Raw genomic sequence first — 25,466 nt, 5'->3', positions numbered from 1 at the left:
GTGAAGGCGGCATAGTGCTGCCGCTGCAACGTCACGTTCCCCTCATGACGTGCGCGGACCGTATAACACGGGCTTTTGTTACAGAGTAACGGCCCCCGCCCACAACGGACGGAGGCCGCCAACCAGGCACTTTGCGCCCACCTCGACGACAGGCGGGCGAACAGCCGGACTAGAACAGCAGGTTGTACTTCTGCCAGCCCGAACCGACCTTCACGCGCGCCGCGAAGGGCTTCGCCGCCGCACCCGTGCCCTGGTAGTACCAGAGCGCACCGGAAGCGTCCCGCGCCACCAGGTCCGCCTTGCCGTCCGAGTTCAGATCACCCGGCGCCACCACGGAGTTGTACGTCTGCCAGCCCGTGCCGATCTGCGCACGCACCGCGAACGGCTTCGCCGCCACACCCGTGCCCGCGTACAGCCACTGCACACCGGACGCGTCGCGCACGATCAGGTCCGCCTTGCCGTCACCGGTCACATCGGTGCCGCCGACCAGCTGGTTGTAGATGTGCCAGCCCGCGCCGACCTTCGCCTTCGCGCCGAACGGAGCGGCCGGGTTGCCCGTTCCCTGGTACAGCCACATCGTGCCCGCGGTGTCCCGCGCCAGCAGGTCGGCCTTCTTGTCACCGGTCAGATCGGACACGCCGGTCAGCGAGTTGAAGGCGTTCCAGCCCGCGCCGACCTTCAGCCGGTCCTTGTAGATGCCGCCGTGCCCGGCCATCCGGTAGAACCACAGCACCCCGGACTTGTCCCGCGCCACCGCGCCCGGACCCGTGCTCTGCACCGTCACCGGGCCCAGCCGGGTCAGCGCCGAGTACTGGTTCCAGTTCAGGCTGTAGCCGACCAGCTCCACCGACTGGAACGGCCTCGACGCCTTGCCGGTACCCCGGTAGTCGTACAGCTCACCGTCCGCGGCCCGGCCCACCACCCGGAAGCGCTCGGTCACCGGGATGGGGCTCGCGACGTTGAAGTCACTCGCCTTCTCCGGGTTGCCCGTACCGAAGTCGTACACCTCGTACGTCGCGGTGTTCCGCAGCCGCCAAGCGGGCGCGGCCGCGCCGGCCTTCAGGTTGTACGTCACCGTGTAGTCGCCCGGCTTCTTGACCGTGCAGCGGATGTCCCCGGCCTCGCCCAGCGAGTGGTCGCACTCCAACGCGTCGGCGCCCGCGCTCGCGGTCACCCCGTCGGCCTCGACCTTGAGCTCGCCCTCGTCCCAGTTCCGGAAGCCCGGGGCCGCGGTCACGTACATCTGGAGCTTGCCCTTGTCGACCGCGTGCAGCTTCACCGTGTGCGCCACGGTGCCGCCGGCCGGCAGCGCCGGCGTCGACAGGGTCATGGTGTTCTGCGCGACGTGCGCCTTGGTCTTCGCCGTGACGGTCGCGTGCGCCCGGCGCGGCCCGATCGGCTTGGAGCCGGCCGTCTGCGCTTCCTTCACGCCCGCGTCGACGCTGGCCCCGCGCGGCACGTAGACGAGGCTGTAGTAGGCCTTCGCCAGGTTCGCGGTGGTGCTCGCCGCCGAGATCTCGGGCCCCGGGTTGTTCCACTCCTTGACGTCGCACAGGTAGATCCCGGCGACCCCGGCCTTCGGCTTGCACCCGTCGGTCGGATCGACCTTGAACCCGCTCGGCACGCCACCGGCCCACGTGCCACCGGTCAGCGCCCTGGTGCTCAGCGCGTAGACGTACGTACCGTCCGGCCCCTCACCGGTCTCCCCGCCCGTGCTCGCCGGCGACAGCCACACCCGGCCCTCGCCGGGCATCACGACCTTGTCCGTGACGGGGTCGAAGTAGAAGGACGGATCCCCGGCCGCGACGGCCGTCCCCGCCACACCGGTCGCGAGCAGCACGGCCGCAACCCCGGCACCCAGCATCTTGCGCAAAGTTTCCCCCAAATACGATCTCGATCGGCGGACGCTAACACGCGCCCGCGAAGGAGTCCCGGGGCGGGGGCCTACGCCTCGAAGTCGTACTCCAGGACGTACGACCCCGAGTCCAGCGTCATCTCGTTCACCTCGACCACCCGCCCGTCCGCCGCGAAGGCCGTCCGCACGATCACCACCACCGGCGTCCCGACCCCCAGCACCAGCCGCCCGGCCTCATCCGCCGACGGCATCCGGGACCGGATCTCCTCCCGGAACCGCACGGGCGCCGCCCCCAGCTCCGCCAGCCGCGCGTACGTACCGCCAGGCCCGGTATCGACCTCAGTGATCGCGGACCCCGCGACGAGTTCCCCCGGCAGCCACGACACCGCCACCATCACGGGCTTCCCGTCCAACACGAACCGCCGACTGCGCACCCACACGGCCGCGCCGGGCGCCAACCCGAGCACCCCGGCGATCCGCCCGTCAGCCGTCTCCTCACGCACGTCGACCTGACCGCCGGCACACCCGGGCCCGCGCCCTGATCCACGCCACCGGCTTCCGCCCGGACCCCACCCTCTGGCGCCGATCCACCTGACCCGGGCACGCAAAAAGGGCTCCGGGTGATCACCCGGAGCCCTTCGCTTCGTTCGAATCCCGCAAGTCAACGAGCCGCTGAGCTGGGATTTGGGCCCCCTGTCGGATTCGAACCGACGACCTACGCATTACAAGTGCGTTGCTCTGGCCGGACTGAGCTAAGGAGGCAGATCGCCACGCGCCGGCTACGGCGCGCGGACCGCCTTCACTGTACACAGCCGCCACCGCGGGCAGCGAAGCACTTTGCCACTCCCGCCGCGCCCGCCGCAGCGGCCCGCGTGAGGAAGATCCGGGCCCCGGGCTACTGACAGGAGCGGAATCGCCGGGTAGCGTGCCCGGGAAGTCCACCTTGGTGGACTAGACAACATCTTCCTTCCACTCGGATCGTCCGGCACGTTCCTGCCGGTAGAAGGGGTTCATTCACCATGGCTTCTGTGACCTTTGACGGCGCGACCCGGCTTTACCCGGGCTCCGACAAGCCCGCCGTCGACGCGCTGGACCTGCACATCGAGCACGGCGAGTTCCTCGTACTCGTCGGCCCGTCCGGCTGCGGCAAGTCGACCTCGCTGCGCATGCTCGCCGGCCTGGAGGACGTCAACGGCGGCGCCATCCGCATCGGTGACCGCGACGTCACGCACCTGCCGCCGAAGGACCGGGACATCGCGATGGTGTTCCAGAACTACGCGCTGTACCCGCACATGTCCGTCGCCGACAACATGGGCTTCGCGCTCAAGATCGCCGGCGTCGACAAGGCCACCATCCGCCAGAAGGTGGAGGAGGCGGCCAAGATCCTCGACCTGACCCAGTACCTGGACCGCAAGCCGAAGGCGCTGTCCGGCGGCCAGCGCCAGCGCGTCGCCATGGGCCGCGCGATCGTGCGCCAGCCGCAGGTCTTCCTCATGGACGAGCCGCTGTCCAACCTGGACGCCAAGCTCCGCGTGTCCACCCGTACGCAGATCGCCGGGCTCCAGCGCCGCCTCGGCATCACCACCGTCTACGTCACCCACGACCAGGTCGAGGCCATGACGATGGGCGACCGCGTGGCCGTGCTGAAGGACGGCCTGCTCCAGCAGGTCGACACCCCGCGGAACATGTACGACCGCCCGGCCAACCTCTTCGTCGCCGGCTTCATCGGCTCCCCCGCCATGAACCTGGTCGAGGTCCCGATCGCCGACGGCGGCGTGAAGTTCGGCGACAGCGTCGTCCCGGTGTCCCGCGAGGCGCTGTCGGCCGCCGCCGACAAGGGCGACCGCACGGTCACCGTCGGCGTCCGCCCCGAGCACTTCGACCTCGTCGAGGACGGCGGCCTCGCCGTCACCGTCAACGTCGTGGAGGAACTCGGCGCCGACGGATACGTGTACGGCACCACCGACGTCTCCGGCACCACGCAGGACCTCGTGGTCCGCGTGAACGGCCGCCAGGTCCCGGAGAAGGGCTCCACGCTGCACGTGGTCCCGCGCACCGGCGAGCTCCACGTGTTCTCGACGTCCACCGGCGAGCGCCTCGCCGACTGACGCCGTACCGCCCGCAGTACGCACTGGCCCCCTGCCGTCGGCAGGGGGCCAGTGTGACAAATACCCCGGCACAACGGTCATTTCGAGCGGTGTACGTCAACACCCCATTCGAAAAACCACGTCGAACCGTCCCCCGACAGGGTGACTAAATGTCGCCAAATCTTCACCGAGCGCTACTCTCGCCCTCGTGACCCACACTGCCCGCCGTATCGGCCGATCGCTCGCCCTGGTCCTGCCCGTCGTCCTGGTGCTCTCCGGGACCCTCGCGGTCACCATGGTCCCCTGGGCCGACACCTCCTCGTCCCAGGTCCTCACCGCAGCCGCCGAGGACGTGTCCGTACCCGCCAAGGTCCGCGCCCCGCACGAGCTGCTGCGCGACAAGCTGCTCGGCGAGCTCCAGGAGAAGAAGGACCCCGGGGTCGTCCTGACCCACCTCCAGCAGGAGGTCGACCGCAGGCCCTCCCTGGCCGGCTACTGCGGCCAGATCGCCAAGGCTCTCGGCCGCGCGGCCGCCGACCTGTACGGGCCGACGAAGGCCCAGACGTACGCCCGGCCCGCCTGCGACACGGCCTTCGCCTCCGGGGTGGCCTCCTTCGGCTGACCGCCGCGCGCCGCGCACCGCGCATAGGCTGCGGTGCATGACGCCAGACCACCCCTCCTCGACAGCTCCGGCAAACCCCGCGGCCGCGTTCCCGGCCGCCCCCACCCAGGCCGTGGTCCTGGCGGGCGGCCAGGGTTCGCGGCTGCGCCCGTACACCGACGACCGTCCGAAGCCGATGGTGGAGATCCCCGGCACCGGGGTCCCGATCATCGGCCACCAGCTGGCCTGGCTGGCGGCCGAGGGCGTCACCGACGCCGTCGTCTCCTGCGGCCACCTCGCCGAGGTCCTCCAGGACTGGCTGGCCAAGGCCGACCTGCCGCTGCGCGTCACGACCGTCGTCGAGACCGAGCCGCTCGGCCGCGGCGGCGGCCTGAAGTACGCGGCCGCGCACCTGCCGCACCCCGACCGCCCCTGGTACGCGACGAACGGCGACATCTGGACGCGCTTCTCGCTGCGCGAGATGGCCGCCTTCCACGAGGAGCGCGGTGCGACCGCGACCCTGGCGCTGGCCCGGCCGCGGATCCCCTGGGGGGCCGTGGAGACCAACGAGTTCGGGCACGTCCTGGACTTCATCGAGTCCCCGCCGTCGCCTTATCTGATCAACGCCGGTGTGTACGTGTTCTCCGAGGAGTTCGCGTCGCTGCTGCCCGATCTCGGTGACCACGAGCGCACCACGTTCCCGCGGCTCGCCCGCGAACGCCGCCTGGCCGGCTTCCCGTTGCCCCAGGGGGCCTACTGGCGGGCGATCGACACCGCGAAGGATCTGACCGAGGCGGCGAAGGAACTGGCCGCGCAGAGGGCCGTCTGACGCCGCGGAGCGGGCCCGGGCGGAGCCCGGCAACCCCGCGCACCCTCCAGCCCCTCCGGCGCTAGACCCTGCGCCCCCTCAGCCCTTCCGGCGTTTGACCCCGCGCACCTTTAGCCCTCCGGCGTTTGACCCCGCGCACCTTTAGCCCTCCGGCGCTTGACCCCGCGCACCTTCAGCCCCTCCGGCGCTTGAGGAGCGGGTCCGGGCAGAGCCCGCCAACCCCGCAACCCCTTCAGCCCCTCCGGCGCTTGAGGAGCGGGTCCGGGCAGAGCCCGGTGCCCGGCGCCAGCCGGGTTGTCCGTTGGGGCTCCGCCCCAAACCCCGCGCCTCAAACGCCGGCGAGGCTGGAAGTCGCGCCCCAGGGCACCGGCGAGGCTGGAGGTTGCCGGCGGGGCGGGGTGTGCCGTCCGGGCACCGGCGAGGCTGGAAATTGCCCGCCGGGCGGGATGTGCCGCCAGGGCGCCGGCGAGGCTGGAGCTGGCCGGCCAAGCGGAAGGGCCCGGCGCGCGGGGTGCGCGCCGGGCCCTTCGTACGTTCCCGCCGGACGGCTCAGCCGAGGAGGCCGCCGACCAGACCGGGCTTGCGCTCCGGCTCGGTGGTGCCGCCACCGGTACCGCCACCGCCGGTGGTGCCGCCGGAGGAGGTCGGACCGCCCGAGGTGGACGGCGGCGGCTGCGGGGTGTTCTGGCGGGGGGTGGTCGCCTCGCCGCTGCCGCTGCCACTGCCGCGGGTCGCGGTCGGGGACTCGGCGCCGCCGGTGCCCGTCGACCGGGTCCGGTCGGGGGTGGTGCGCAGCCCGGCGGGCGGGGTGGAGGCCGCCGTGGCGGGCCCTGCGGGCTTCGCGGCGGGCCGTGCGGTCTTCCCGGCCGGCGTGCGGGACGTGGTGGCCCGCTCCTGCGGGAGCGGCTGGCCGGGCAGGTAGTTGCTGGGGGCATCGCCCGGGCCGGGCACGGTGACCACGGTGGTGGAGCGGACCGCGCCGCCGAGCACCGAGCCGAGGAGCAGGGTCAGGCCGACGACGACGGTCGCGACCATCGCGCCGCGCCGCAGCACCCGCCGGCGCAGGGCCCAGATCTCGGAACGGGGGCCCAGCGTGCGCCAGGCCTCGCCCGCGAGCCGGCCGTCGATGGAGTAGACAGGGGCGCCCGCGATGATCAGCGGGCTCCAGGCGGCGAGGTAGATGATGTCGGGCGCGTCGTAGGCGGGGACCGTCTTCCAGCTCACCGTCATCAGGAGCGCGGCGGACAGCAGCGCCCCGAAGCAGGCGGCGAACCGCTGCCACAGGCCGAAGACGGTGAGCACACCGACGATGACCTGGAGGAACGCGACGGTCAGACCGGCGCCGACCGGGTGTGAGAGCGCGAAGTCGCGCAGCGGTTCGGCGAGCGCCCACGGGTGCAGGGTGCGCAGCCAGGTGACCATGGAGCCGCGTTCGCCGCCGTCGAAGTAGACGGGGTCGCAGAGCTTGCCCATGCCGGCGTAGATGGAGATGAAGCCGAGGAAGACGCGCAGCGGGAGCAGCACGACGCCGAGGTTCATGCGGCGGCCGGGGTAGTAGCCCTGGCGGTCTGCGTCCTGGCCGGCGGGTCGGCGGGCGGCGGCCGCGTGGGCGGCGCCCGCCGCGCCGAGCTCGTCGTGCGCCGGCCCGTAGCCGTCGTACCCGCCACGGCCCCCGTATCCGCCGCCGAAGTCCCTTACGGGGGAGATGAGTTGGGTGTCCTCGTCACGTGGGCCGCGCTGCCCGATGACGGTGGGGGTGGGCATGGTGTCCTCGACCAGCCCGATCCGGGGGATGACCTGGGTGCTGCCGCCGTCCGAGGGGTCGGCGCCGTAGGGGGGGTGGCCCTGGCCGGCTTCGCGTACGGCCTGCAGCAGGCCGCCGGTGGCGGCGCCGTCGGGCGACTTGCCGCTCCACACCACGGGGGTCCGGCGGCGGGTCCGGACCGAGGCCCCGGCCACGGCCGCGGCGCCGCTCAGCGCGGGGACCCGGAGCGGACCGGCGGGGGGCGCGGGCCGTCGGGAGGTGGCGGCGAGCTGCACGCGGAAGCTGGCGTGGTTGACGATGACCTGCGCCGGGTCGCACGGCACCTTCACCATGCTCAGCGCGGGCTGGTCGTCGAACCTGGGCGTTCTGGTGTCCACACTCATCTAACCGAGTGACGAGTGTTTAGGACACTGCCTTGACAGCGGCTGTGTGTCCGAGACCCGTCAATTCCGGCCAGCACGGGCGGAGGCTGGACGGGCCGGAACCAATGTTCGTAATGATTCGTCAGGTGATCTGAGTATCAAGGTAGTTCAGTTCCGTCAGGGGGGCCCGACATGAACAGCAGCCCGAGCGATCGGCCGGACCGGGCGCACAACCAGCTCGTGTTCGCCGATCTCACCGACTACCCGGTGATGGCGCAGGCGCTGGACAACCAGTGGCTGCCGGCCGAACTGGCCGCGGACCGGCAGCGGGCGGGCGCGGTCGCCGGCACGCCGCCCGCCGCCGTGGCCGCCGCGAGCGCCGAATTCCGCCGCGCGCTGGTCAACAGCGGCACCCTGGTGGTGAACCGCGCCTTCCTCCTCAACAACGAGGCGATCTACGCGAATTACCTGCCGACCGCGGACGCGGCCGAGTACGCGGCCTTCGCGAAGCTGCTCAACTCGCGGGCGCTGGTGCCGTACCTGTACACGGAGCGGTCCGCTGCCACCGAGTACCAGTGGGGGTACGACCGCTCCGTGCACCAGGCCTGGTCGCGGATGGTCGGCGACGAGTCCGATCCGGGGTTGGTGCGCTTCGACTGGGACGACGAGCGGAACGCCGACGCGGCGGTGAGCGTGTCGCAGTTCTTCTCCAAGGGGCTGCTGCCGCTCCTGCGGCTCCAGGTCCCGCGACTGGCACGGGACCTGGGGATCCCGCAGGAGCAGGCGGCCGCGATGAGGGCGGGCATCCTCAAGGACATCAGCACGTGGGCCCTGCAGCAGGACCCGGACGCGCCGGTGACCCGCAACGCCCTCTACAAGGAGTTCATCACCCGGCCGGGCACCGAGACCCATCAGATGCTGCTGCGCGACGGCGAACACATCGTGCACGCGAAGCAGTTGATCGACCTGCTCTACAACATCGGCGTGCCGATGATCGCCGACAGCCCCACCCCGCTGACCCCGCCCGACTCTCCCCGCCGCACGGCGCTGCAGGAGGAGAAGAGCCGGGAGGGCAGCGGTTCCGACCAGGACCCCGGCACGGTCTCCAGACTGCTGCGCGGCCTGTTCGCGGACGACCTGCACCGGGCGGTCGACGGTCCCAACTCGTACGCCGGGCTGTCCCTCGACGACATCACGCGGCTGCGGCGCACCGAGGAGTGGCGGGCGTACATCGACGCGCTGGACTCCCTCGTCCGCCAGGGCTTCCGGGACGGGCGGACGCCGACCCCCGAGGAGTTCGCCGCCGGCACCTCCGAGATCGCCCGCCGGCACGCGCAGATGCTGCGCGCCGCCCGCAAGGGCAGCTCCTCGCGCACCGGGCTCCAGCGGGAGATCGTGAGCGTGCTGGTGATCGAGTCGGCGGGTGTGTCCCTTCAGCTCGCGGCGGGCGAGGAGGTCTCGTACCTGTCCGGGTCGATCCAGCTGCTGGGGGCGGTGGCCGGGACCCTGACCATGCGGCTGGAGTTCCGCGACCTCAAGGGCCGGCGGCAGCGCGGCGGCCTGGGGCACTCGCTGACATTTCCCACCCGGCGGCTGGGCAGCCTGAAGAGGGACTGGGACGAGATCCTGCGGACGCACGGGCGCCGGGTCGTCGAGACGGGCGCGGCCGCGCCCGGCCGGCAGGCGCAGGCCGACCAGCAGCCGACTGCGTAGACGGCGCCGGGCACGGCGGCACCGACACCACAGGTACGACGGACACGACGGGGGCGGACGATGGACGGCATCGAGCGGTACGAGGCGCTGCGCGCGCAGCGGCCGGAGCTGTTCCGCAACGAGCCGGACGGGATCGAGATCCTGTCCGACCCGGACGCGCTGGCGGCTGCGGGCGGGGTGCTGTACCAGGACCCGTACGTGATCCTGCTGCGCGATCCGGTGCGCTTTCCGGACGGCCGGGAGGGGACGTACATCCGGGCCCTGGGGGCGACGGCGGAGGCCGGGTCGGTGGTGCTGCCGCTGCTGGACGGGCAGGTGGTGCTGATCGAGCACTTCCGGCACGCGACGCGGTCGTGGCACTGGGAGGTTCCGCGGGGGGCCGGTACTCCCGGTGTCGGGGACGCGGCGAATGCGGCGAAGGAGCTGGCCGAGGAGATCGGGGCCCGGGTGCTGGAGCTGGTCCCGCTGGGCGAGCTGTATCCGGATACCGGGATGGCGGGTGACGCAGCCCTGCTGTTCGCCGCACGCATCGACGTGGTGGGGCGGCTCGCGACGGGCGAGGGGATCCGGTCGGCGGTGGCGGTGCCGTTCGCGGAGGCGGAGGCGATGGTCGGCGACGGCCGCATCACGGACGGCTTCACGATCGCGGTGCTGATGCGTGCCCGCCTGGCGGGGCTGGCCAGCCCCGAGGGCAGTCCTGAAGGCGGGTCCTGAGGGCAGGTCCCGAGGAGGGGACCGGCAGGGCCCTGATCCCTCGCCGGCCGGGGGCTGACCGGCCGGCGAGGAGGTCCGTGCGCTCGCACGCGAGCGCGGCAGGCCCGCGCACGGGTGTGCGCGGGGCTGCGGCGGCCGGGTCAGGCGCGGCGGCGGGCGGCTTCGTAGAGGACCACGCCTGCGGCGACGCCGGCGTTGAGGGACTCGGCGCCGCCCGGCATCGGGATGCGGACGAGGTAGTCGCAGGTTTCGCCGACGAGGCGGCCCAGGCCCTTGCCCTCGCTGCCGACGACGATGACGACGGGGCCGCCGAGGGCCTCCAGGTCCTGGACCTCGTGCGTGCCCTCGGCCGCGAGGCCGACGACCGTGATGCCGGCCTTCTTGTAGTCCTGGAGGGCGCGGGTCAGGTTGGTGACGCGGGCCACCGGGGTGCGGGCGGCGGTGCCCGCGGAGGTCTTCCACGCGCCCGCGGTCATGCCGGCGGCGCGGCGCTCGGGGATGACCACGCCGTGCCCGCCGAAGGCGGAGACGGAGCGGACGATGGCGCCCAGGTTGCGCGGGTCGGTGACTCCGTCGAGGGCGACGATCAGCGGGTCCCTGCCCGCGTCGTAGGCCTCGGCGGTGAGGTCCTCGGGGTGCGCGTACTCGTACGGCGGCACCTGGAGGACCATGCCCTGGTGGTTGAGCCCGTTGGTCATGCGGTCGAGCTCGGGGCGCGGGGCTTCCATCAGGTTGATGTTGCCGCGCTCGGCCGCGAGCTGGAGGGCTTCGCGGACGCGCTCGTCGTTGTCGATGAACTGCTGGATGTAGAGCGTGGTGGCGGGCACGCCGTCGCGCAGTGCCTCGAAGACCGAGTTGCGGCCGACGACCATCTCGCTCTGGCCCTTGGGGCCGCCGCGGCGGGGCGCGGGGCGGCGCTTGGCGGCCTGTCGGGCCATGGCGTTCGCGATGCGGTTCGCCTTGTGCTTCTTGCGGTCCTCGGCCTTCGGGGTGGGGCCCTTGCCTTCCAGACCCTTGCGCCGCTGGCCACCGCTGCCGATCGTGGCGCCCTTCTTGTTGGACGTGCGGCGGTTCCTGCGCTGGCTGTTCCCGGCCATGACCTCTACCTGTTTTCGTTGGTGCTGCGATATGTACGTATGAAGAGTGTGCCGCCCGGAACGCCGGGCGGCACAACATGGCTGGTCCGAGCGGGCCCGGATCAGCGGGGGCCGAGCGTCCAGCGCGGTCCGGCCGGGCTGTCCTCGATGACCAGGCCCGACTGCTGCAGCTGGTCGCGGATGGCGTCCGCGGTGGCCCAGTCCTTGCGGGTGCGGGCGGCCTCGCGCTGGTCGAGGACCAGCCGTACGAGGGTGTCGACGGCGCCGTGCAGTTCCTCGCCGCGGTCGCTGTCGGGGCCGGCCCACTGCGGGTCGAACGGGTCGAGGCCGAGGACGCCGAGCATCGCGCGCACCTCGGCGAGGCGGGCGACGGCGGCTTCCTTGTCGTCGGCGGCCAGCGCGCTGTTGCCCTGGCGGACGGTGGTGTGGATGATCGCCAGCGCCTGCGGGACGCCGAGGTCGTCGTCCATGGCCTCGGCGAACGCGAGGGGCACCTCGGCGGCGGGCTCGACCGGCTTGCCGGCCTTCTCCACGACGCGCTGGCAGAAGCCCTCGATGCGGGCGAAGGCGGACTCCGCCTCGCGCAGGGCCTCCGTGCTGTACTCGATCATCGAGCGGTAGTGCGGGGTGCCGAGGTAGTAGCGCAGCACGATGGGGCGCCACTGCTTGACCATCTCGGAGACGAGCACCGAGTTGCCCAGGGACTTGGACATCTTCTCGCCCGAAAGCGTGACCCACGCGTTGTGGACCCAGAAGTTCGCGAAGTCGTCCCCGTAGGCCTTGGCCTGGGCGATCTCGTTCTCGTGGTGCGGGAAGATCAGGTCGAGCCCGCCGCCGTGGATGTCGAAGGCGCTGCCCAGGTACTTGTGGGCCATCGCGGAGCACTCCAGGTGCCAGCCGGGACGGCCGCGGCCCCACGGGGTCTCCCAGTCGGGCTCGCCGGGCTTGCTGGCCTTCCACATGGCGAAGTCGCGGGGGTCGCGCTTGCCGGTGATGCCCTCCTCGGAGGGCTGCTGGAGGTTGTCGAGCTCCTGGTTGGACAGCGCCAGGTACTCGGGGAAGGACCGCACGTCGAAGTAGACGCTGCCGTCGGCCTCGTACGCGTGGCCGCGCTCGATCAGGCCGCGCATCATCTCGATCATCTCGGTGATGTGGCCGGTGGCGCGGGGCTCGTAGGTGGGCGGCAGGCAACCGAGGGCGGTGTAGCCGTCGTTGAAGGCGCGCTCGTTCTCGAAACCGATCGACCACCACGGGCGGCCCTGGTCGACGGCCTTCCGGATGATCTTGTCGTCGATGTCCGTGACGTTGCGGATGAAGGTGACGTCGTAGCCGCGGTACGCGAACCAGCGGCGCATGATGTCGAAGTTCAGGCCGGACCGGATGTGCCCGATGTGCGGGGCGGCCTGCACGGTCGCGCCACAGAGGTAGATCGAGACGCAGCCCGGCGCGAGCGGGGTGAAGTCGCGGATCTGCCGGGCGCTGGTGTCGTACAGGCGAATAGTCACGGCAACTAGGGTAGTGCGCCTGTGGCAGTGCCCCGCGACCCTTTCGGGGACGCGGGGCGCTTTGTTGCCTAAGTGCCGCTTGGCCTGCCGCCGTGAGCGCGGCCGCGCCCGGCACCGGGACGGGCCGCCCGGCGTGCCGGTCAGACGGAGGGGACCCGGTACACCAGCGCGGTGGCGATGGCCGCGAGGCCCTCGGCGCGGCCGGTCAGGCCCAGCCCGTCGGTGGTGGTGCCGGAGACGGACACGGGGGCGCCCGCGGCCTCGCTCAGCGCCTTCTGTGCTTCCTCGCGCCGCTTGCCGACCTTCGGGCGTACGCCGATGACCTGCACGGACACGTTGCCGATCTGGAAGCCGGCGGCGCGCACGATCCGGGCGGCCTCGGCCAGGAGGGTGACGCCGGAGGCGCCGGACCACTCGGGGCGGGAGGTGCCGAAGTGCGCGCCGAGGTCGCCGACGCCCGCCGCGGAGAACAGCGCGTCGCAGGCGGCGTGCGCCGCGACGTCGCCGTCGGAGTGCCCGGCGAGCCCGTAGCCGCCGCTCGCGTCCTCGTCCCACAGCAGGCCCGCGCACCACAGCTCGCGGCCTTCCTCGAAGGCGTGCACGTCGGTGCCGATGCCGACGAGGGGAATGAGCGGCTCAGTAGGCATCGGTGGCCCTCCTGCGGGCGAGTACGGCCTCGGCGAGTACGAGGTCCAGCGGACGGGTGACCTTGAAGGCCTCCTCGTGCCCGGGCACGAGGACGACGGGGACGCCGAGCTGTTCCACCATGCCGGCGTCGTCGGTGGCGCCCTCGCCGTTGACGGCGATGCTCTCGTGGGCGCGTACGAGGGTCGCGAGGTCGAAGCCCTGCGGGGTCTGCACGGCGCGCAGCCGGGCGCGTACGGGGGTGGCGACCACCGGCTCGGGGGCGCCGCCGGGCTGCGGGTCGACCTCCTTGACGGTGTCGGTGACGGGCAGCGCGGGAACCACGGCGGGCGCGCCGTCGCGGACGGCCTCGACGACCGAGTCCACGGTCTCGACGGGGACCAGCGGGCGGGCCGCGTCGTGGATCAGGACGGCGGTGACGCCCTCGGGGAGCGCCGCCAGCCCGGCCCGTACCGACTCCTGGCGGGTCTCGCCGCCGGGGACGACCACGATGTCGGTGCGGTCGGGCAGGGCGTGCTCGTCGAGGAGGTGCCTGACCTCGGCCGCGCCGTCCGGCGGGGCCACCACGACGACCAGCGAGACGGCCCGGGAGCGGGCCATGGCGCGGACGGCGTGGATCAGCATGGGGGTGCCGCCCAGGGTGCGCAGCGCTTTGGGGGCGCCGGGGCCGAGGCGGAGTCCGCGGCCGGCGGCGGGGATCACCGCGGCGGTGCGGAACGGGCGCGATTCGTCAGACATCGGGAGCTCCGGGCAATGACATCGGGGTCGGCCAGGTTTGTGTCTTCGGCCGACGTGGGTATGGCCCCGGGGGTACCTCCGGCCGAAGGCTGGGGGAAGTGCCGGGCACGATGCCGCGACCGGGGCCCTTTCCGTGACGACCGGTCGGGTCGGCTGTCCGGGCCCGGCACGCCGAGGGTGCGGGCTGTGCGCGCACGAGGCGGGTGCGCGCGGGTCGGACAGGAGGCGACAGCGGGCCTGCCGGCGGGGCGGGCGCAGGTACGGGCGTGCTGAAGCCAGACATGCCGCAGCGCCCGGCAACGACGCCTCCCTATGCGGGGAGGCGTGTCATCGGGCACCGCGGCACGACTGTTGAGTGCACTCGCGTCAGGACGCGAGGACCTCGTCGAGGAGGGCCTCGGCCTTGTCCTCGTTGGTGTTCTCGGCGAGCGCGAGTTCGCTCACCAGGATCTGGCGCGCCTTCGCGAGCATGCGCTTCTCGCCCGCGGACAGCCCGCGCTCGCGCTCACGACGCCACAGGTCACGGACGACTTCCGCAACCTTGATGACATCGCCCGACGCGAGCTTTTCCAGATTTGCCTTGTAGCGACGAGACCAGTTCGTCGGCTCCTCGGCGTACGGTGCACGCAGCACCTCGAAGACCCGGTCCAGCCCGTCCTGGCCGACTACATCGCGAACGCCGACGAACTCCGCATTGTCCGCAGGCACACGAACTGTCAGGTCGCCCTGGGCGACCTTGAGCACCAAGTAGGTCTTGTCCACGCCTTTGATCTGGCGAGTTTCGATGGCCTCGATCAGCGCGGCCCCGTGATGGGGATAGACCACGGTGTCGCCAACCTTGAACGTCATGTGACAGGTACCCCTTCCGTGGCTATCCAGGGTAACACGAGAACTGACTGTTATGAATGGCGTTTTCGCAGGTCAGGGCCTATCTCGGGGCTTGACAACCACGACACGGACGTGCTGCGCGGGGCATCCGGAGGGGGGTATTCGCAGGTGGGAGCGGCTGCCGGCACGGGGCGAAACTGCCACGTTACCTCTCCCGGGTGACACCGGCACTGTGACGTACGTCCCGTTTTGCCGGGTTCCAAGAGGAAAAACTGAACTACTCCGTTCGACTGGCGACCGCCCGTACGGATCGCCTTCCGGCCCAATCCTGGAATTGATCTTCGATCCGGGTCCGCCGGAATAGGGACCCGCCCGGAACCGGCGCCGGAACCCGCCTCGGAAGCGCCGGCGGAGCGTTCCGGTGAAGCGGTACGGGAAGCCCCCGGAAGCCGATGCGAAGTGGCGGGAAATTGATCACGGCCGGAATGTGCGCGATATGTGAACGGCCGGGTATCGGCACGCGTAACCACACGGCTAACAGCCGCCGCATTGCAAGATCGCGGGGGCCGGCCGCAGGCGGGCGGCACCGCGCGGAGGGTCGGGTGCGGGGCCGGGGCGGCGGCTCGGTAACCTAAGCCCGCTGACACACCCTTAGGGCGGCTTTACCTCGCCAGGCGGAGCCCCCGAACCGCTTCCGTCCCGTACGTACCGTCCTAGGAGATGCCGCCGCCGTGAGCCGGACCCTTCGACGCGGCGCCGTTGCCGCCGCCGCCATCGTGTTCTCGATCGGATCGCTCGCCGCCTGCGGCGCGGGCAACGACGCGCAGACCCTGGAGATCAAGCCGGACAACGCGGCCGTCACCAAGGGCGACATCAAGATCCAGAACGCGCTGGTCATCACGCAGCCCGAGAAGGAGGCGAAGGGACCGGCCGTGGTCTCCGCGACCCTCTTCAACGCCGGCCTGACGCCCCAGACCCTCGACGCCATCACGCTGCCCGGCGGCAGCGGCACCGTGAAGCTGAAGCCCGCCACGGGCTCGGGCAAGATCACCGTGCCCGCCGGCGGCTCGCTGGTCCTCGGCGGCAAGGGCAACGCCTCCGCCGTCATCGACAACGGCCACGACGCCGTCAAGGACGGCGACGCCCAGGCGGTCGTCTTCCAGCTGAGCAAGACCGGCGACGTCAAGCTCGAAGCGTTCGTCGTGCCGGCCACGAGCTACTTCAAGGAGTTCGGCCCGACCGAGGTCCCGGCCGCCCCGGGCCCGTCGGGCACCCCCTCCGGCAAGCCGTCCGGCACCCCGTCCGGCGACCCCTCGGGCACCCCGTCGGGCCACGCCTCGGGCACCCCGTCCGGCACCGGCTCGCCGTCGCACGGCGCGGGCCACTGACCCGCGGCGCCGTCCACGGCGCCGACACGCGCGGAGGGCCCCACCCGGGATCGGGTGGGGCCCTCCGCGCGTGAGTGCCCTGCGTGGGCACCTCGGGAGAACCGATGCCTCCAGCGGCTCTCCGAGGTGCTCCGGATGCTCTTTACGGCTCGAACTTGTAGCCGAGGCCGCGGACCGTGACCAGGTAGCGCGGGGCGCCCGGGTCCGGCTCGATCTTGGCGCGCAGGCGCTTCACGTGCACGTCGAGGGTCTTGGTGTCGCCGACGTAGTCCGCACCCCACACCCGGTCGATGAGCTGCATGCGGGTCAGCACGCGGCCCGCGTTGCGCAGCAGCATCTCCAGCAGGTCGAACTCCTTCAGCGGGAGGTCGATCTTGGCGCCCGCGACGGTGACCACGTGCCGGTCCACGTCCATGCGGACCGGGCCCGCCTCCAGGGCCGCGGGGGTGACCTCCTCCGGCTCACCGCGGCGGCGCAGCACCGCGCGGATGCGGGCGACCAGCTCCCGCGAGGAGAAGGGCTTCGTCACGTAGTCGTCGGCTCCTATCTCCAGCCCGACGACCTTGTCGATCTCGCTGTCCTTGGCGGTCACCATGATGACCGGCACGTTCGAGCGGCCGCGCAGCTGACGGCACACCTCGGTGCCGGGCAGCCCCGGCAGCATCAGGTCGAGGAGGACGAGGTCGGCGCCGTTGCGCTCGAACTCGTCGAGCCCGTCGGGCCCGGTCGCGGCGATCGCGACCTCGAAGCCTTCCTTGCGGAGCATGTAGGACAGGGCGTCGCTGAAGGATTCCTCATCCTCGACGACGAGCACTCGGGTCACGGAAGGACCTCCGGGGCAGGAATGGCAGGTTCGGTTTCAAGCACGGAGCGAGCGGTGGTGGCCGTTCCGGAATGCGGGCCCGAGGCGCCGTTCGCGCCCGGGCCGTCGGAGCCGTGGATCTCGGTGCCGCGAGGAGTGCCGTACGCGTCGAGGCTACGCCCGCGCGGAGCCGCCGCCTCCGGCAGTCGCAGGGTGAAGGTGGAGCCCTGGCCCTCGGAGCTCCACACCGTGACCTCGCCGCCGTGCGAGGCGGCCACGTGCTTCACGATGGCGAGTCCCAGGCCCGTGCCGCCGGTGGCGCGGGAGCGGGCCGGGTCCACGCGGTAGAAGCGCTCGAAGATGCGCTCGCGGTCCTTCTCCGGGATGCCGATGCCCTGGTCGGTGACGGCTATCTCGATGAAGTCCCCGCCGGGTGCGGCGACCCGGCGGGCGGCGATGCCGACCCTGGTGCGGGCCGGGCTGTAGTTCACGGCGTTCTCCACGAGGTTGCCGAGGGCGGCGGCCAGCTGGCCGCGGTTCCCCCAGACTCGCAGGTCGGCGGTGCCTCCGGCGGCCATGGTGATCTGCTTGGTCGACGCGGTGTGCCGGCAGCGGTCTATGGCCTCGGCGACCAGGGTGTCCACCCGGACCGGCTCGGCGTCCTCCAGCGGGTCGTCGTTCTGCACCCGGGAAAGGTCGATGAGCTCCTGGACCAGATTGGTGAGGCGGGTCGCCTCGATCTGCATGCGGCCGGCGAAGCGGATGACGGCCTCCGGGTCGTCCGAGGCGTCCATGACGGCCTCGGAGAGCAGCGAGAGCGCGCCCACCGGGGTCTTCAGCTCGTGGGACACGTTCGCCACGAAGTCGCGGCGGACGGCCTCGATGCGGCGGGCCTCGGTGAGGTCCTCGACCAGCAGCAGGACCAGCCGGGAGCCGAGCGGGGCGACCCGCGCGGAGACCGCGAGGGCCTCGCCGCGGCCGGTGCCGCGCCGTGGCAGGTCCAGTTCGACCTGCCGTATCTCGCCGTCCCTGCGGGTGTCGCGCGCCATGTGGAGCATGGGCTCCACGGCGAGCTTCCCGCCGCGGACCAGTCCGAGGGCGTAGGCGGCGGAGCTCGCCTTGACGACGCTGTCGCCCTCGTCCAGCACCACCGCCGAGGAGCGGAGCACGGAGAGCACCGTGTCCACGCCGGGCGGCAGGACCGCGTTGATGTCGGGGCGCATGGCGCTCCGCGTGGGGCGGGCCTGGTCGCGCTCGCTCCAGCGGAACGCCAGCATGGCGATGACACCGGTGCACAACCCGGCGATCGCTGCCGCTGCGGCGACCGCCGCGTTCACGTCCATGGATCCAGGTTAAGCAGGCCGGACGCCACTTCCACAGCCGATCGGGTGGCACCTCGAACAGTCGTCGCCCAGAGTTCACCGTGGCGACTGTGTTGATTCACTTGTGGTGCCGGAGTCCGACGCGTGGCCCACGCACCGTGGGAGCGTGGGGGTCCGAGCCCCCCGGCCACCGGCGCGGAACAGGACCGGGCCCCGGCAGAGACAGAGAGGGACACCCATGCGGGACGCGTACCACGAGGAACTTGACTCGATCGGCGATGCCCTGGTCGAGATGGCCCGGCTCGTCGGCTCGGCGATCGGGCGGGCCACGACGGCCATGCTCGACGCCGACCTGAGCCTTGCCGAGAACGTGATCGCCGCGGACCAGAAGGTCGACGATCTGCAGCACGACCTGGAGGCCCGGGCCATCGCCCTGCTGGCCCGCCAGCAGCCCGTCGCCACCGACCTGCGCATCGTCGTGACCTCGCTGCGCATGAGCGCCGACCTGGAGCGCTCCGGCGACCTGGCCCAGCACGTGGCCAAGCTGGCCCGGCTGCGCTTCCCGGACACCGCGGTGCCGCGCGACCTCACCGCCACCATCCTGGAGATGGGCCAGCTCGCGCAGCGCCTGATGGCCAAGGCCGCCGAGGTGATCATCACCAAGGACGTGGACCTGGCGCTCCAGCTGGAGCAGGACGACGACGAGATGGACACGCTGCACCGGGCGCTCTTCCAGCACCTGATGGACGACCGCTGGAAGCACGGCATCGAAACGGCCGTCGACGTGACGCTGCTGGGCCGCTACTACGAGCGCTTCGCCGACCACGCGGTCTCGGTGGCCAAGCGCGTGGTCTACCTGGTGACGGGCGAGCACGCGGACGAGCTGCAGGCGCCGGTCGAGAACGTCTGACCGCCGGCGCGGGCCGGGGCGGGCGGTGCGGGCCGGGCGGCGGTCCTTTCGGGTCTGCCTCCATGCGCCGTTGACGCGCCCGGAAGGCTGGGCATGAATGGGGCAAGGCCGTACGACGACGCGTACGCCTTCCGAGGAGGAACCATGGCCGATTCCCCCGTCCCCATCACCCCCGAGCAGGACCAGCCGCAGCCCGTCGAGGCGCTGCGGCTCCCGCTCCTCGCCGCCTGCGGATGCGGCTCGGGCTGCGGCTGCGGCTGCCAGTCCGGCGCCCCGTGCCAGTGCGGCGGCTGACGGCGCCGCCCGCGCGCACGCGAAGGGCCCGTCCGGAAGTCCGGACGGGCCCTTCGCCGTCGTAAGCGCTGAACGCACCGGACCGCCTCGGCACGAGGGCGCGTTCACCGTCGGGCGCCCTTAGGTGCCGTTCGCCGCGCCGACCTCCAGGACGCCGACGGTCTGGCCGCCGCTGGTCTCGCCGGTCTCCCGGAAGCCGAGCCGGCGGTAGAACTCACCGGGCCCGGTCGGCCCCGGCTCCCAGGTGGTGAACAGCTCGGTGCCGCCGCGCCGGCGCACCTCGTCGGCGACCGCGGCCACCGCGAACCGCCCGTACCCGCGCCCCTGCACGTCGGCGGAGACGTTCAGCCGCCACAGCCCGCTGCGCCGGTCCGCCGGGTCCTTCTCCGGGTTCCACGGGATGTCCATGAACCCCATCAGGAACCCGACGAGCCGCTCCCCGTCGAAGATCAGCCGCGGCCAGGCCGTCTCCCCCCACGCGTACGCCTCGGCCAGCGAGTGCGCGACCGGCGACACGTTCTTCTCCTGCTCCGGCCGCACCCGCAGCGCCAGCGCCGCGTCCACGTTCGCCGGCGTAACGATCTCCACACGCACGCTCATGCCCCCAACCTAACCAACGCCGAAGCCCCCGCCCACGGAATATCCGCAGGCCGGGGGCCTCTTCGTGCGTCAGGCGCGAGGGCTACCCGCCGCTTACTTCTTGCCCTGGTTCTTGACGGCCTCGATGGCGGCCGCCGCGGCGTCCGGGTCGAGGTAGGTGCCGCCCGGGGTGAGGGGCTTGAAGTTCTCGTCCAGCTCGTAGGCGAGCGGGATGCCCGTGGGGATGTTCAGGCCCGCGATGGCCTCGTCGGAGACGCCGTCGAGGTGCTTGACCAGGGCGCGCAGCGAGTTGCCGTGGGCGGCGACCAGGACGGTGCGGCCGGCCAGCAGGTCCGGGACGATGCCGTCGTACCAGTACGGCAGCATGCGGACGACGACGTCCTTGAGGCACTCGGTGTTCGGGCGCAGCTCCGGCGGGATCGACGCGTAGCGCGGGTCCTCGGACTGGGAGAACTCCGTGCCGTCCGCGAGGGCCGGCGGCGGGGTGTCGTACGAGCGGCGCCACAGCATGAACTGCTCCTCGCCGTACTCGGCGAGCGTCTGGGCCTTGTCCTTGCCCTGGAGGGCGCCGTAGTGGCGCTCGTTCAGGCGCCAGGAGCGGTGGACCGGGATCCAGTGGCGGTCGGCGGACTCCAGCGCCAGCTGCGCGGTGCGGATCGCGCGCTTCTGGAGGGAGGTGTGCAGTACATCGGGCAGCAGGCCGGCGTCCTTCAGCAGCTCACCGCCGCGGACCGCCTCCTTCTCGCCCTTCTCGGTGAGGTTGACGTCCACCCAGCCGGTGAACAGGTTCTTCGCGTTCCATTCGCTCTCGCCGTGGCGGAGGAGGATCAGCTTGTACGGTGCGTCGGCCATGTGTCCGAGCCTAATGGACGCGGTCGAGCGGACGCGCGCTGCGTCCACCCCCCGGACCTGGCGTGCACGCGGCAATTCAGTGGCGTGGACAGACCCCCGGGCGTAATGTGCGGACTGCTGCTGCACCACTTACTTCCGCGGGGGGATTCCGTATGTCCGTTGCCAGTCTGCGGCGGGCCGCACGCGAGAGCGTCGCCGGCCTGCCCCGCGAGTTCTGGTGGCTGTGGACCAGCACCCTCGTCAACCGGCTCGGGGCCTTCGTCGCCACCTTCATGGCGTTGTACCTGACCCTGGACCGGGGCTATTCGGCCTCCTTCGCGGGACTCGTGGCCGCCCTGCACGGTCTGGGCGCGGTCATCTCCTCGCTGGTCGCGGGCGTCATGACGGACCGGCTCGGGCGCCGCCCGACGATGATGATCGCCCAGACCTCGACGGCGTTCTCGGTGGCGCTGCTCGGCTTCATGGAGCACCCGGCGGCCATCGCCGGCGTCGCCCTGCTGGTCGGCATGGCCTCGAACGCGTCCCGGCCCGCGGTGCAGGCGATGATGGCCGACATCGTGCGGCCGCAGGACCGGGTCCGGGCGTTCGCGCTGAACTACTGGGCCATCAACCTGGGCTTCGGGATCAGCGCCGCGGGCGCCGGCTTCATCGCCCAGTACAGCTACCTCGCGGGCTTCCTCGGCGAGGCCGCCCTGACGCTGGCGTGCGCGGTCATCGTCTTCGTGAAGCTGCCCGAGTCCCGCCCGCAGAAGACGGCGGGCGCGGCGGCCAAGGAGCCGGACGTCCGGCTCGGCGAGGTGCTGCGCGACGGCCGCTACATGGGTGTCGTCGGACTCTCGTTCCTGATCTCGCTGATCTTCACCCAAGGCTCGGTGGGCCTGCCCGTGGCCATGGGCTCGGCCGGCTTCTCGCCCGCCGACTACGGGCTCGTCATCGCCGTCAACGGCGTGCTGATCGTCGCCCTCCAGATCCCGGTCACCCGCTTCATCGAGCACCGCGACCCGCAGCGGCTGCTGGTGGTGTCCGCCCTGCTCGCCGGGTACGGATTCGGGCTGACGGCCTTCGCGGACTCGCTCGCCGTGTACGCGCTCACGGTGTGCGTGTGGACGCTGGCCGAGATCGTGAACTCCCCCACCCAGATGGGCCTGGTCGTCCGCCTCTCCCCGGTGCACGGACGCGGCCGCTACCAGGGCGTCTACACGATGTCCTGGGCGGTGGCCTCGCTGATCGCACCGCTGATGGCGGGCGGGATGATCGACCGCCTCGGCGCCGGCTGGCTGTGGGGCTCGACGGCCGTCCTCGGCTCGGTCGCGGGCCTGGGCTACTGGCTCCTGATGCGCAACCTGCCGCCGTCGCCCGCCTCCGAGCCGGTGGTCTGCGAGCCGGGGACGGTCGAGCCGGTGGCCGTCGAGACCGCCGGGACGGCGGCCGCCGATGAGGCCCCCGTCAGGACGGGCGCTGCGTCAGGTGTGTGAACGCGTCCAGGTTGCGGGTCGACTCGCCGCGTGAGACCCGCCAGGCGTACTCCTTGCGGATGGCCGTCGCGAAGCCCAGCTCCAGCAGCGAGTTGAAGGCTCCGTCGGCGGCCTCCAGGACCGAGCCCAGCAGCCGGTCCAGCTCCTCCGGCGTGACCACCGACAGCGGCAGCTTGCCCACCAGGTAGACGTCACCGAGCCGGTCGACGGCGTACCCCACCCCGTACAGGCGCAGGTTGCGCTCCAGCAGCCAGCGGTGGACGCCGGCCTCGTTCTCGTCCGGGTGGCGGATCACGAAGGCGTTCAGGGACAGCGAGTGCCGGCCGATCAGCAGCGAGCAGGTCGTCGACAGCTTCCGGGTGCCCGGCAGCTTCACGACGTACGAGCCCGCCTCCGGGCGCTCCCACTCCAGCTCGGCGTCGTCGAGCGTGCTCTCGACGATCCGTGCGATCTGCTCGACGCGTTCGACGTGCGTGACCCCAGCCTCAGCCATGCAGCGAGCGTACGCGACGGCGGTGATCGTGCATCGCCGCGGTGTACACGTCGGCCGTGCCGCTCGCGGCGGTGTCCCAGCCGAAGAACTGCGCGTGCCGGGCCGCCTCCGCGCCCATCCGCCCGGCCAGCGCCGGGTCGTCCGCGAAGCGGCGCAGCACGGTGGCGTAGTCGACCGGGTCGTGCCCGGCGACCAGGAAGCCCGTGACGCCGTCGTTGACCGCCACCGGCAGCCCGCCGACCTCCGCCGCGACCACCGGGGTGCCGGCCGCCTGCGCCTCTATGGCGACCAGCCCGAACGACTCGCTGTACGAGGGCATGACCAGTACGGACGCCGCCCGGAACCAGTCGGCGAGCCGGTCCTGGTCCACCGGCGGCTGGAAGCGCACGAGGTCGGCGATGCCGAGGCGGGCGGCCAGCTTCTGCAGGCCCTCCGGCTTGGCGAGGCCGCTGCCGCTGGGCCCGCCCACCACCGGCACCAGCAGCCGCCTGCGCATCGAGGGATCCTGCGCGACGAGCTCCGCGACGGCCTTCAGCAGTACGTCGGGGGCCTTCAGCGGCTGGATGCGCCCCGCGAACAGCGGGATCAGCGCGTCCTGCGGCAGCCCCAGCCGGGCCCGGGCCGCGGCCCGCCCGTCGCCGACCGTGAACCGGTCCAGGTTGACCCCGGGGTGGACGACCGCGACCTTGCCCGGGTCCGCCTCGTAGTGCCGTACGAGCTCGTCGGCCTCCTCGGACGTGTTGGCGATGAGCCGGTCCGCGGCCGCCACGATCTGGGTCTCGCCGATCACGCGGGCCGCCGGCTCGGGGGTGTCGCCCTCCGCCAGCGCCGCGTTCTTGACCTTCGCCATGGTGTGCATGGCGTGTACGAGGGGCACGCCCCAGCGCTCGGCGGCGAGCCAGCCGACGTGCCCCGACAGCCAGTAGTGGGAGTGGACGAGGTCGTAGTAGCCGGGCCGGTGCCCCGCCCAGGCCTGCATCACGCCGTGCGTGAAAGCGCACAGCTGCGCCGGCAGCTCCTCCTTGGCGAGCCCCTCGTAAGGGCCCGCGTCCACGTGCCGTACGAGGACACCGGGCGCCAGCTCGACCACCGGGGGCAGCCCGCCCGCCGTCGCCCGGGTGAAGATCTCGACCTCGATGCCGATCGCGGCCAGCCGGCGGGCCAGCTCCACGATGTAGACGTTCATCCCGCCCGCGTCGCCGGTGCCCGGCTGGTGCAGGGGAGAGGTGTGCACGCTGAGCATGGCCACCCGGCGCGGTTTGCGGTGGTGGCCCCCGGGGATCCGGAGCCGAGGCGGGTGGGGGGCGGCGAACGTCGAGCGGCCGGCGGCGATCCGGCCGCCGAGGCCGCCGAGCCGGGACACGTACTGACTCACGTGAGCGGTCCTCTCGCTCGGGCGCTCCGGGCACTCCGGGCATGGCGGAAAAGGGACGGTCTCCGTCCTAGATGGTTCCAACCACGACGGACGCCGCCCGCATTCCACTGTGCAGAACTTTTCTGTACACGGCACGGGCATGGCGGAGGCACGGGCCCGTCACCGGCGCGTGCGGGGGCCGCGCGGGGCCGGGCCGGGGGCGAGACGGAGGCGGGCCGGGCGCGAGGCAGGGGCAGGCCGGGGGCGCGAGGCAGGGCGGCCCGGGACAGGGCGGTGGGCGGGCCCGGGGCGGCCCGCGCGGCCGCATACCCTGGCGTCATGGCCCCCCGCAGCACCCCCGCCCCTCCCCCCGGCCGCCCCGTCGGCACGGTCACGCGCGGGACCACCAACCCGAACCGGCTGCGCCGCATGGACCGCTGGATCGCCGCCACCCACGGAGCCGCGCTGCGCCGCGCCGACGCGCCGGTCGCCGTCGACCTCGGTTACGGGGCGGCGCCCTGGACCGCCGTGGAACTGCTGACCCGGCTGCGGGCCGCCGCACCGGCCGTCCGGGTGGTCGGCATCGAGATCGAACCGGCCCGGGTCGCCGGCGCCCGGCCGTACGAGCGGGACGGGCTGTCCTTCCGGCACGGCGGCTTCGAGGTGCCGCTGGACGGCGGCGAGCGGCCGGCCCTGATCCGGGCCGCGAACGTGCTGCGCCAGTACGACGAGGAGCAGGTGGCGGCGGTCTGGGCACGGCTGTGCGCCCGGCTGGCCCCGGGCGGGCTGCTGGTCGAGGGGACCTGCGACGAGATCGGACGCCGCCACGTGTGGGTCGCGTTGGGGCCCGAAGGGGCGCGCACGGTGACGTTCGCGACCCGGCTGGGCTCCCTGGAGCGCCCCTCGGACCTCGCCGAGCGGCTCCCTAAGGCGCTCATCCACCGCAATGTGCCGGGCGAGCCGGTGCACGCCTTCCTGCGCGACTTCGACCGGGCGTGGGCGGCCGCGGCCCCGTACGCCTCGCTCGGCGCGCGGCAGCGGTGGATCCGTACGGCACGTTCCCTGGCGGTCGACTGGCCTCTCGCCGACGGCCCGCGGCGGTGGCGGCAGGGCGAGCTGACGGTCCGCTGGGACGCGCTGCGACCTGCCGACGGATAGCGGAGCAACCCCTTCGGGGGACGAACAGGCGAACCGCTGACGCACGTTGGGGTCGTTGTCCACAAAGCGCCCGGGCGGG

24 protein-coding genes and 1 tRNA gene are annotated in these 25,466 nt (G+C 72.4%); 10 read left to right on the top strand and 15 right to left on the bottom strand.

Features of this window, described 5'->3' with window-relative positions; genetic code table 11:
• Nucleotides 1–169 precede the first annotated feature (169 nt).
• From OG764_RS20045 to OG764_RS20035, 3 genes are all read right to left on the bottom strand, one after another.
• On the bottom strand, nucleotides 170–1,864 hold the full coding sequence (locus OG764_RS20045; RefSeq protein ID WP_328969786.1) for an FG-GAP repeat domain-containing protein: 1,695 nt from the start codon (nucleotides 1,862–1,864) through the stop codon (nucleotides 170–172).
• A gap of 80 nt (nucleotides 1,865–1,944) precedes the next feature.
• A complete protein-coding gene (locus tag OG764_RS20040) occupies nucleotides 1,945–2,358 on the bottom strand; it encodes a GntR family transcriptional regulator (protein ID WP_328969785.1) in 414 nt (137 codons plus the stop codon).
• A gap of 184 nt (nucleotides 2,359–2,542) precedes the next feature.
• Nucleotides 2,543–2,617 (bottom strand) — tRNA-Thr (locus OG764_RS20035).
• Nucleotides 2,618–2,874: 257 nt separating this feature from the next.
• Between OG764_RS20035 and OG764_RS20030 the strand changes: the two genes are divergently transcribed.
• The 3 genes from OG764_RS20030 to OG764_RS20020 all read left to right on the top strand — a co-directional run bounded on the left by OG764_RS20030 (nucleotide 2,875) and on the right by OG764_RS20020 (nucleotide 5,372).
• Nucleotides 2,875–3,963, top strand: coding sequence for an ABC transporter ATP-binding protein (locus OG764_RS20030; protein ID WP_328969784.1), 1,089 nt, complete (start codon nucleotides 2,875–2,877; stop codon nucleotides 3,961–3,963).
• 187 nt (nucleotides 3,964–4,150) lie between these two features.
• Nucleotides 4,151–4,564, top strand: coding sequence for a hypothetical protein (locus OG764_RS20025; RefSeq protein WP_328969783.1), 414 nt, complete (start codon nucleotides 4,151–4,153; stop codon nucleotides 4,562–4,564).
• 37 nt (nucleotides 4,565–4,601) lie between these two features.
• On the top strand, nucleotides 4,602–5,372 hold the full coding sequence (locus OG764_RS20020) for a nucleotidyltransferase family protein (protein ID WP_328969782.1): 771 nt from the start codon (nucleotides 4,602–4,604) through the stop codon (nucleotides 5,370–5,372).
• Between the two features lie 549 nt (nucleotides 5,373–5,921).
• Here OG764_RS20020 and OG764_RS20015 read toward each other — a convergent pair.
• Complete coding sequence (locus OG764_RS20015) at nucleotides 5,922–7,520, bottom strand: DoxX family protein (protein ID WP_328969781.1); 1,599 nt, start codon at nucleotides 7,518–7,520, stop codon at nucleotides 5,922–5,924.
• Nucleotides 7,521–7,691: 171 nt separating this feature from the next.
• Here OG764_RS20015 and OG764_RS20010 point away from each other — a divergent pair, with 171 nt between their 5' ends.
• Together OG764_RS20010 and OG764_RS20005 are read left to right on the top strand one after the other, a co-directional pair.
• Nucleotides 7,692–9,212 carry a hypothetical protein gene (locus OG764_RS20010; protein ID WP_328969780.1) on the top strand — a complete coding sequence of 507 codons (1,521 nt, stop codon included), beginning with the start codon at nucleotides 7,692–7,694 and terminating at the stop codon, nucleotides 9,210–9,212.
• A gap of 60 nt (nucleotides 9,213–9,272) precedes the next feature.
• Complete coding sequence (locus OG764_RS20005) at nucleotides 9,273–9,926, top strand: NUDIX hydrolase (protein WP_328969779.1); 654 nt, start codon at nucleotides 9,273–9,275, stop codon at nucleotides 9,924–9,926.
• A 140-nt stretch (nucleotides 9,927–10,066) separates the two neighbouring features.
• On the opposite strand, the gene rlmB is transcribed toward OG764_RS20005, so the two are convergent.
• The 5 genes from rlmB to OG764_RS19980 all read right to left on the bottom strand — a co-directional run bounded on the left by rlmB (nucleotide 10,067) and on the right by OG764_RS19980 (nucleotide 14,760).
• The gene (rlmB, locus tag OG764_RS20000; RefSeq protein ID WP_328969778.1) at nucleotides 10,067–11,023 is read right to left on the bottom strand and encodes a 23S rRNA (guanosine(2251)-2'-O)-methyltransferase RlmB; all 957 of its coding nucleotides are present in this window, start codon (nucleotides 11,021–11,023) and stop codon (nucleotides 10,067–10,069) included.
• Nucleotides 11,024–11,124: 101 nt separating this feature from the next.
• A complete protein-coding gene (gene cysS, locus OG764_RS19995; RefSeq protein WP_328969777.1) occupies nucleotides 11,125–12,528 on the bottom strand; it encodes a cysteine--tRNA ligase in 1,404 nt (467 codons plus the stop codon).
• A gap of 140 nt (nucleotides 12,529–12,668) precedes the next feature.
• On the bottom strand, nucleotides 12,669–13,175 hold the full coding sequence (gene ispF, locus OG764_RS19990; RefSeq protein WP_328969776.1) for a 2-C-methyl-D-erythritol 2,4-cyclodiphosphate synthase: 507 nt from the start codon (nucleotides 13,173–13,175) through the stop codon (nucleotides 12,669–12,671).
• Nucleotides 13,165–13,911, bottom strand: a complete 747-nt coding sequence (gene ispD, locus OG764_RS19985) for a 2-C-methyl-D-erythritol 4-phosphate cytidylyltransferase (protein WP_328969775.1) — start codon at nucleotides 13,909–13,911, stop codon at nucleotides 13,165–13,167. The genes ispF and ispD overlap by 11 nt, the downstream gene beginning before the upstream one ends.
• 366 nt (nucleotides 13,912–14,277) lie before the next feature.
• Entirely contained in the window at nucleotides 14,278–14,760 is a 483-nt protein-coding gene (locus tag OG764_RS19980) for a CarD family transcriptional regulator (protein ID WP_003953493.1), read from the bottom strand.
• Nucleotides 14,761–15,470: 710 nt separating this feature from the next.
• Between OG764_RS19980 and OG764_RS19975 the strand changes: the two genes are divergently transcribed.
• Nucleotides 15,471–16,127, top strand: a complete 657-nt coding sequence (locus tag OG764_RS19975; protein ID WP_328969774.1) for a DUF461 domain-containing protein — start codon at nucleotides 15,471–15,473, stop codon at nucleotides 16,125–16,127.
• A gap of 142 nt (nucleotides 16,128–16,269) precedes the next feature.
• Here the strand turns inward: OG764_RS19975 and OG764_RS19970 are convergent, their stop codons facing one another.
• Nucleotides 16,270–16,950: a response regulator transcription factor gene (locus OG764_RS19970; protein ID WP_226734322.1), complete on the bottom strand. Its 681-nt coding sequence runs from the start codon at nucleotides 16,948–16,950 to the stop codon at nucleotides 16,270–16,272.
• Nucleotides 16,947–18,272: a sensor histidine kinase gene (locus tag OG764_RS19965; RefSeq protein WP_328969773.1), complete on the bottom strand. Its 1,326-nt coding sequence runs from the start codon at nucleotides 18,270–18,272 to the stop codon at nucleotides 16,947–16,949. Before OG764_RS19965 ends, OG764_RS19970 begins: the two co-directional genes overlap by 4 nt.
• Nucleotides 18,273–18,489: 217 nt before the next feature.
• Here OG764_RS19965 and phoU point away from each other — a divergent pair, with 217 nt between their 5' ends.
• Both phoU and OG764_RS19955 read left to right on the top strand, forming a co-directional pair.
• Complete coding sequence (gene phoU / locus OG764_RS19960; RefSeq protein ID WP_328969772.1) at nucleotides 18,490–19,161, top strand: phosphate signaling complex protein PhoU; 672 nt, start codon at nucleotides 18,490–18,492, stop codon at nucleotides 19,159–19,161.
• 144 nt (nucleotides 19,162–19,305) lie between these two features.
• The gene (locus OG764_RS19955) at nucleotides 19,306–19,455 is read left to right on the top strand and encodes a hypothetical protein (protein ID WP_328969771.1); all 150 of its coding nucleotides are present in this window, start codon (nucleotides 19,306–19,308) and stop codon (nucleotides 19,453–19,455) included.
• A 120-nt stretch (nucleotides 19,456–19,575) separates the two neighbouring features.
• On the opposite strand, the gene OG764_RS19950 is transcribed toward OG764_RS19955, so the two are convergent.
• A complete protein-coding gene (locus OG764_RS19950; RefSeq protein WP_328969770.1) occupies nucleotides 19,576–20,055 on the bottom strand; it encodes a GNAT family N-acetyltransferase in 480 nt (159 codons plus the stop codon).
• 93 nt (nucleotides 20,056–20,148) lie between these two features.
• Nucleotides 20,149–20,907 (bottom strand): phosphoglyceromutase, encoded by a 759-nt coding sequence (locus OG764_RS19945; protein ID WP_328969769.1) that lies wholly within the window; start codon nucleotides 20,905–20,907, stop codon nucleotides 20,149–20,151.
• A gap of 152 nt (nucleotides 20,908–21,059) precedes the next feature.
• Here OG764_RS19945 and OG764_RS19940 point away from each other — a divergent pair, with 152 nt between their 5' ends.
• Nucleotides 21,060–22,382, top strand: a complete 1,323-nt coding sequence (locus OG764_RS19940; RefSeq protein WP_328969768.1) for an MDR family MFS transporter — start codon at nucleotides 21,060–21,062, stop codon at nucleotides 22,380–22,382.
• Here OG764_RS19940 and OG764_RS19935 read toward each other — a convergent pair.
• Both OG764_RS19935 and mshA read right to left on the bottom strand, forming a co-directional pair.
• Nucleotides 22,354–22,875, bottom strand: coding sequence for a YbjN domain-containing protein (locus OG764_RS19935; protein ID WP_328969767.1), 522 nt, complete (start codon nucleotides 22,873–22,875; stop codon nucleotides 22,354–22,356). The genes OG764_RS19940 and OG764_RS19935 overlap by 29 nt on opposite strands.
• On the bottom strand, nucleotides 22,868–24,250 hold the full coding sequence (mshA, locus tag OG764_RS19930; RefSeq protein ID WP_443055992.1) for a D-inositol-3-phosphate glycosyltransferase: 1,383 nt from the start codon (nucleotides 24,248–24,250) through the stop codon (nucleotides 22,868–22,870). The genes OG764_RS19935 and mshA overlap by 8 nt, the downstream gene beginning before the upstream one ends.
• Nucleotides 24,251–24,568: 318 nt before the next feature.
• On the opposite strand from mshA, the gene OG764_RS19925 reads away from it, so the two are divergent.
• Nucleotides 24,569–25,387, top strand: coding sequence for a class I SAM-dependent methyltransferase (locus OG764_RS19925; protein WP_328969766.1), 819 nt, complete (start codon nucleotides 24,569–24,571; stop codon nucleotides 25,385–25,387).
• Nucleotides 25,388–25,466: the final 79 nt, after the last annotated feature.

It is taken from the genome of Streptomyces sp. NBC_00239, from assembly GCF_036194065.1.
Lineage (GTDB): Bacteria > Actinomycetota > Actinomycetes > Streptomycetales > Streptomycetaceae > Streptomyces.
This window is presented reverse-complemented; position numbering and strand designations above follow the sequence as displayed.

What these genes read in the sequence shown, in the direction of transcription:
- OG764_RS19980 (WP_003953493.1), bottom strand. Translation starts at nt 14,760, where the DNA reads ATGACGTTCAAGGTTGGCGACACCGTGGTCTATCCCCATCACGGGGCC.
- OG764_RS20010 (WP_328969780.1), top strand. Translation starts at nt 7,692, where the DNA reads ATGAACAGCAGCCCGAGCGATCGGCCGGACCGGGCGCACAACCAGCTC.
- OG764_RS19925 (WP_328969766.1), top strand. Translation starts at nt 24,569, where the DNA reads ATGGCCCCCCGCAGCACCCCCGCCCCTCCCCCCGGCCGCCCCGTCGGC.
- OG764_RS20015 (WP_328969781.1), bottom strand. Translation starts at nt 7,520, where the DNA reads ATGAGTGTGGACACCAGAACGCCCAGGTTCGACGACCAGCCCGCGCTG.
- OG764_RS20005 (WP_328969779.1), top strand. Translation starts at nt 9,273, where the DNA reads ATGGACGGCATCGAGCGGTACGAGGCGCTGCGCGCGCAGCGGCCGGAG.
- ispF (WP_328969776.1), bottom strand. Translation starts at nt 13,175, where the DNA reads ATGCCTACTGAGCCGCTCATTCCCCTCGTCGGCATCGGCACCGACGTG.
- OG764_RS19935 (WP_328969767.1), bottom strand. Translation starts at nt 22,875, where the DNA reads ATGGCTGAGGCTGGGGTCACGCACGTCGAACGCGTCGAGCAGATCGCA.
- OG764_RS19955 (WP_328969771.1), top strand. Translation starts at nt 19,306, where the DNA reads ATGGCCGATTCCCCCGTCCCCATCACCCCCGAGCAGGACCAGCCGCAG.
- OG764_RS20030 (WP_328969784.1), top strand. Translation starts at nt 2,875, where the DNA reads ATGGCTTCTGTGACCTTTGACGGCGCGACCCGGCTTTACCCGGGCTCC.
- OG764_RS19950 (WP_328969770.1), bottom strand. Translation starts at nt 20,055, where the DNA reads ATGAGCGTGCGTGTGGAGATCGTTACGCCGGCGAACGTGGACGCGGCG.
- OG764_RS19945 (WP_328969769.1), bottom strand. Translation starts at nt 20,907, where the DNA reads ATGGCCGACGCACCGTACAAGCTGATCCTCCTCCGCCACGGCGAGAGC.
- rlmB (WP_328969778.1), bottom strand. Translation starts at nt 11,023, where the DNA reads ATGGCCGGGAACAGCCAGCGCAGGAACCGCCGCACGTCCAACAAGAAG.
- OG764_RS20045 (WP_328969786.1), bottom strand. Translation starts at nt 1,864, where the DNA reads ATGCTGGGTGCCGGGGTTGCGGCCGTGCTGCTCGCGACCGGTGTGGCG.
- OG764_RS19940 (WP_328969768.1), top strand. Translation starts at nt 21,060, where the DNA reads ATGTCCGTTGCCAGTCTGCGGCGGGCCGCACGCGAGAGCGTCGCCGGC.
- OG764_RS19965 (WP_328969773.1), bottom strand. Translation starts at nt 18,272, where the DNA reads ATGGACGTGAACGCGGCGGTCGCCGCAGCGGCAGCGATCGCCGGGTTG.
- phoU (WP_328969772.1), top strand. Translation starts at nt 18,490, where the DNA reads ATGCGGGACGCGTACCACGAGGAACTTGACTCGATCGGCGATGCCCTG.
- OG764_RS20020 (WP_328969782.1), top strand. Translation starts at nt 4,602, where the DNA reads ATGACGCCAGACCACCCCTCCTCGACAGCTCCGGCAAACCCCGCGGCC.
- ispD (WP_328969775.1), bottom strand. Translation starts at nt 13,911, where the DNA reads ATGTCTGACGAATCGCGCCCGTTCCGCACCGCCGCGGTGATCCCCGCC.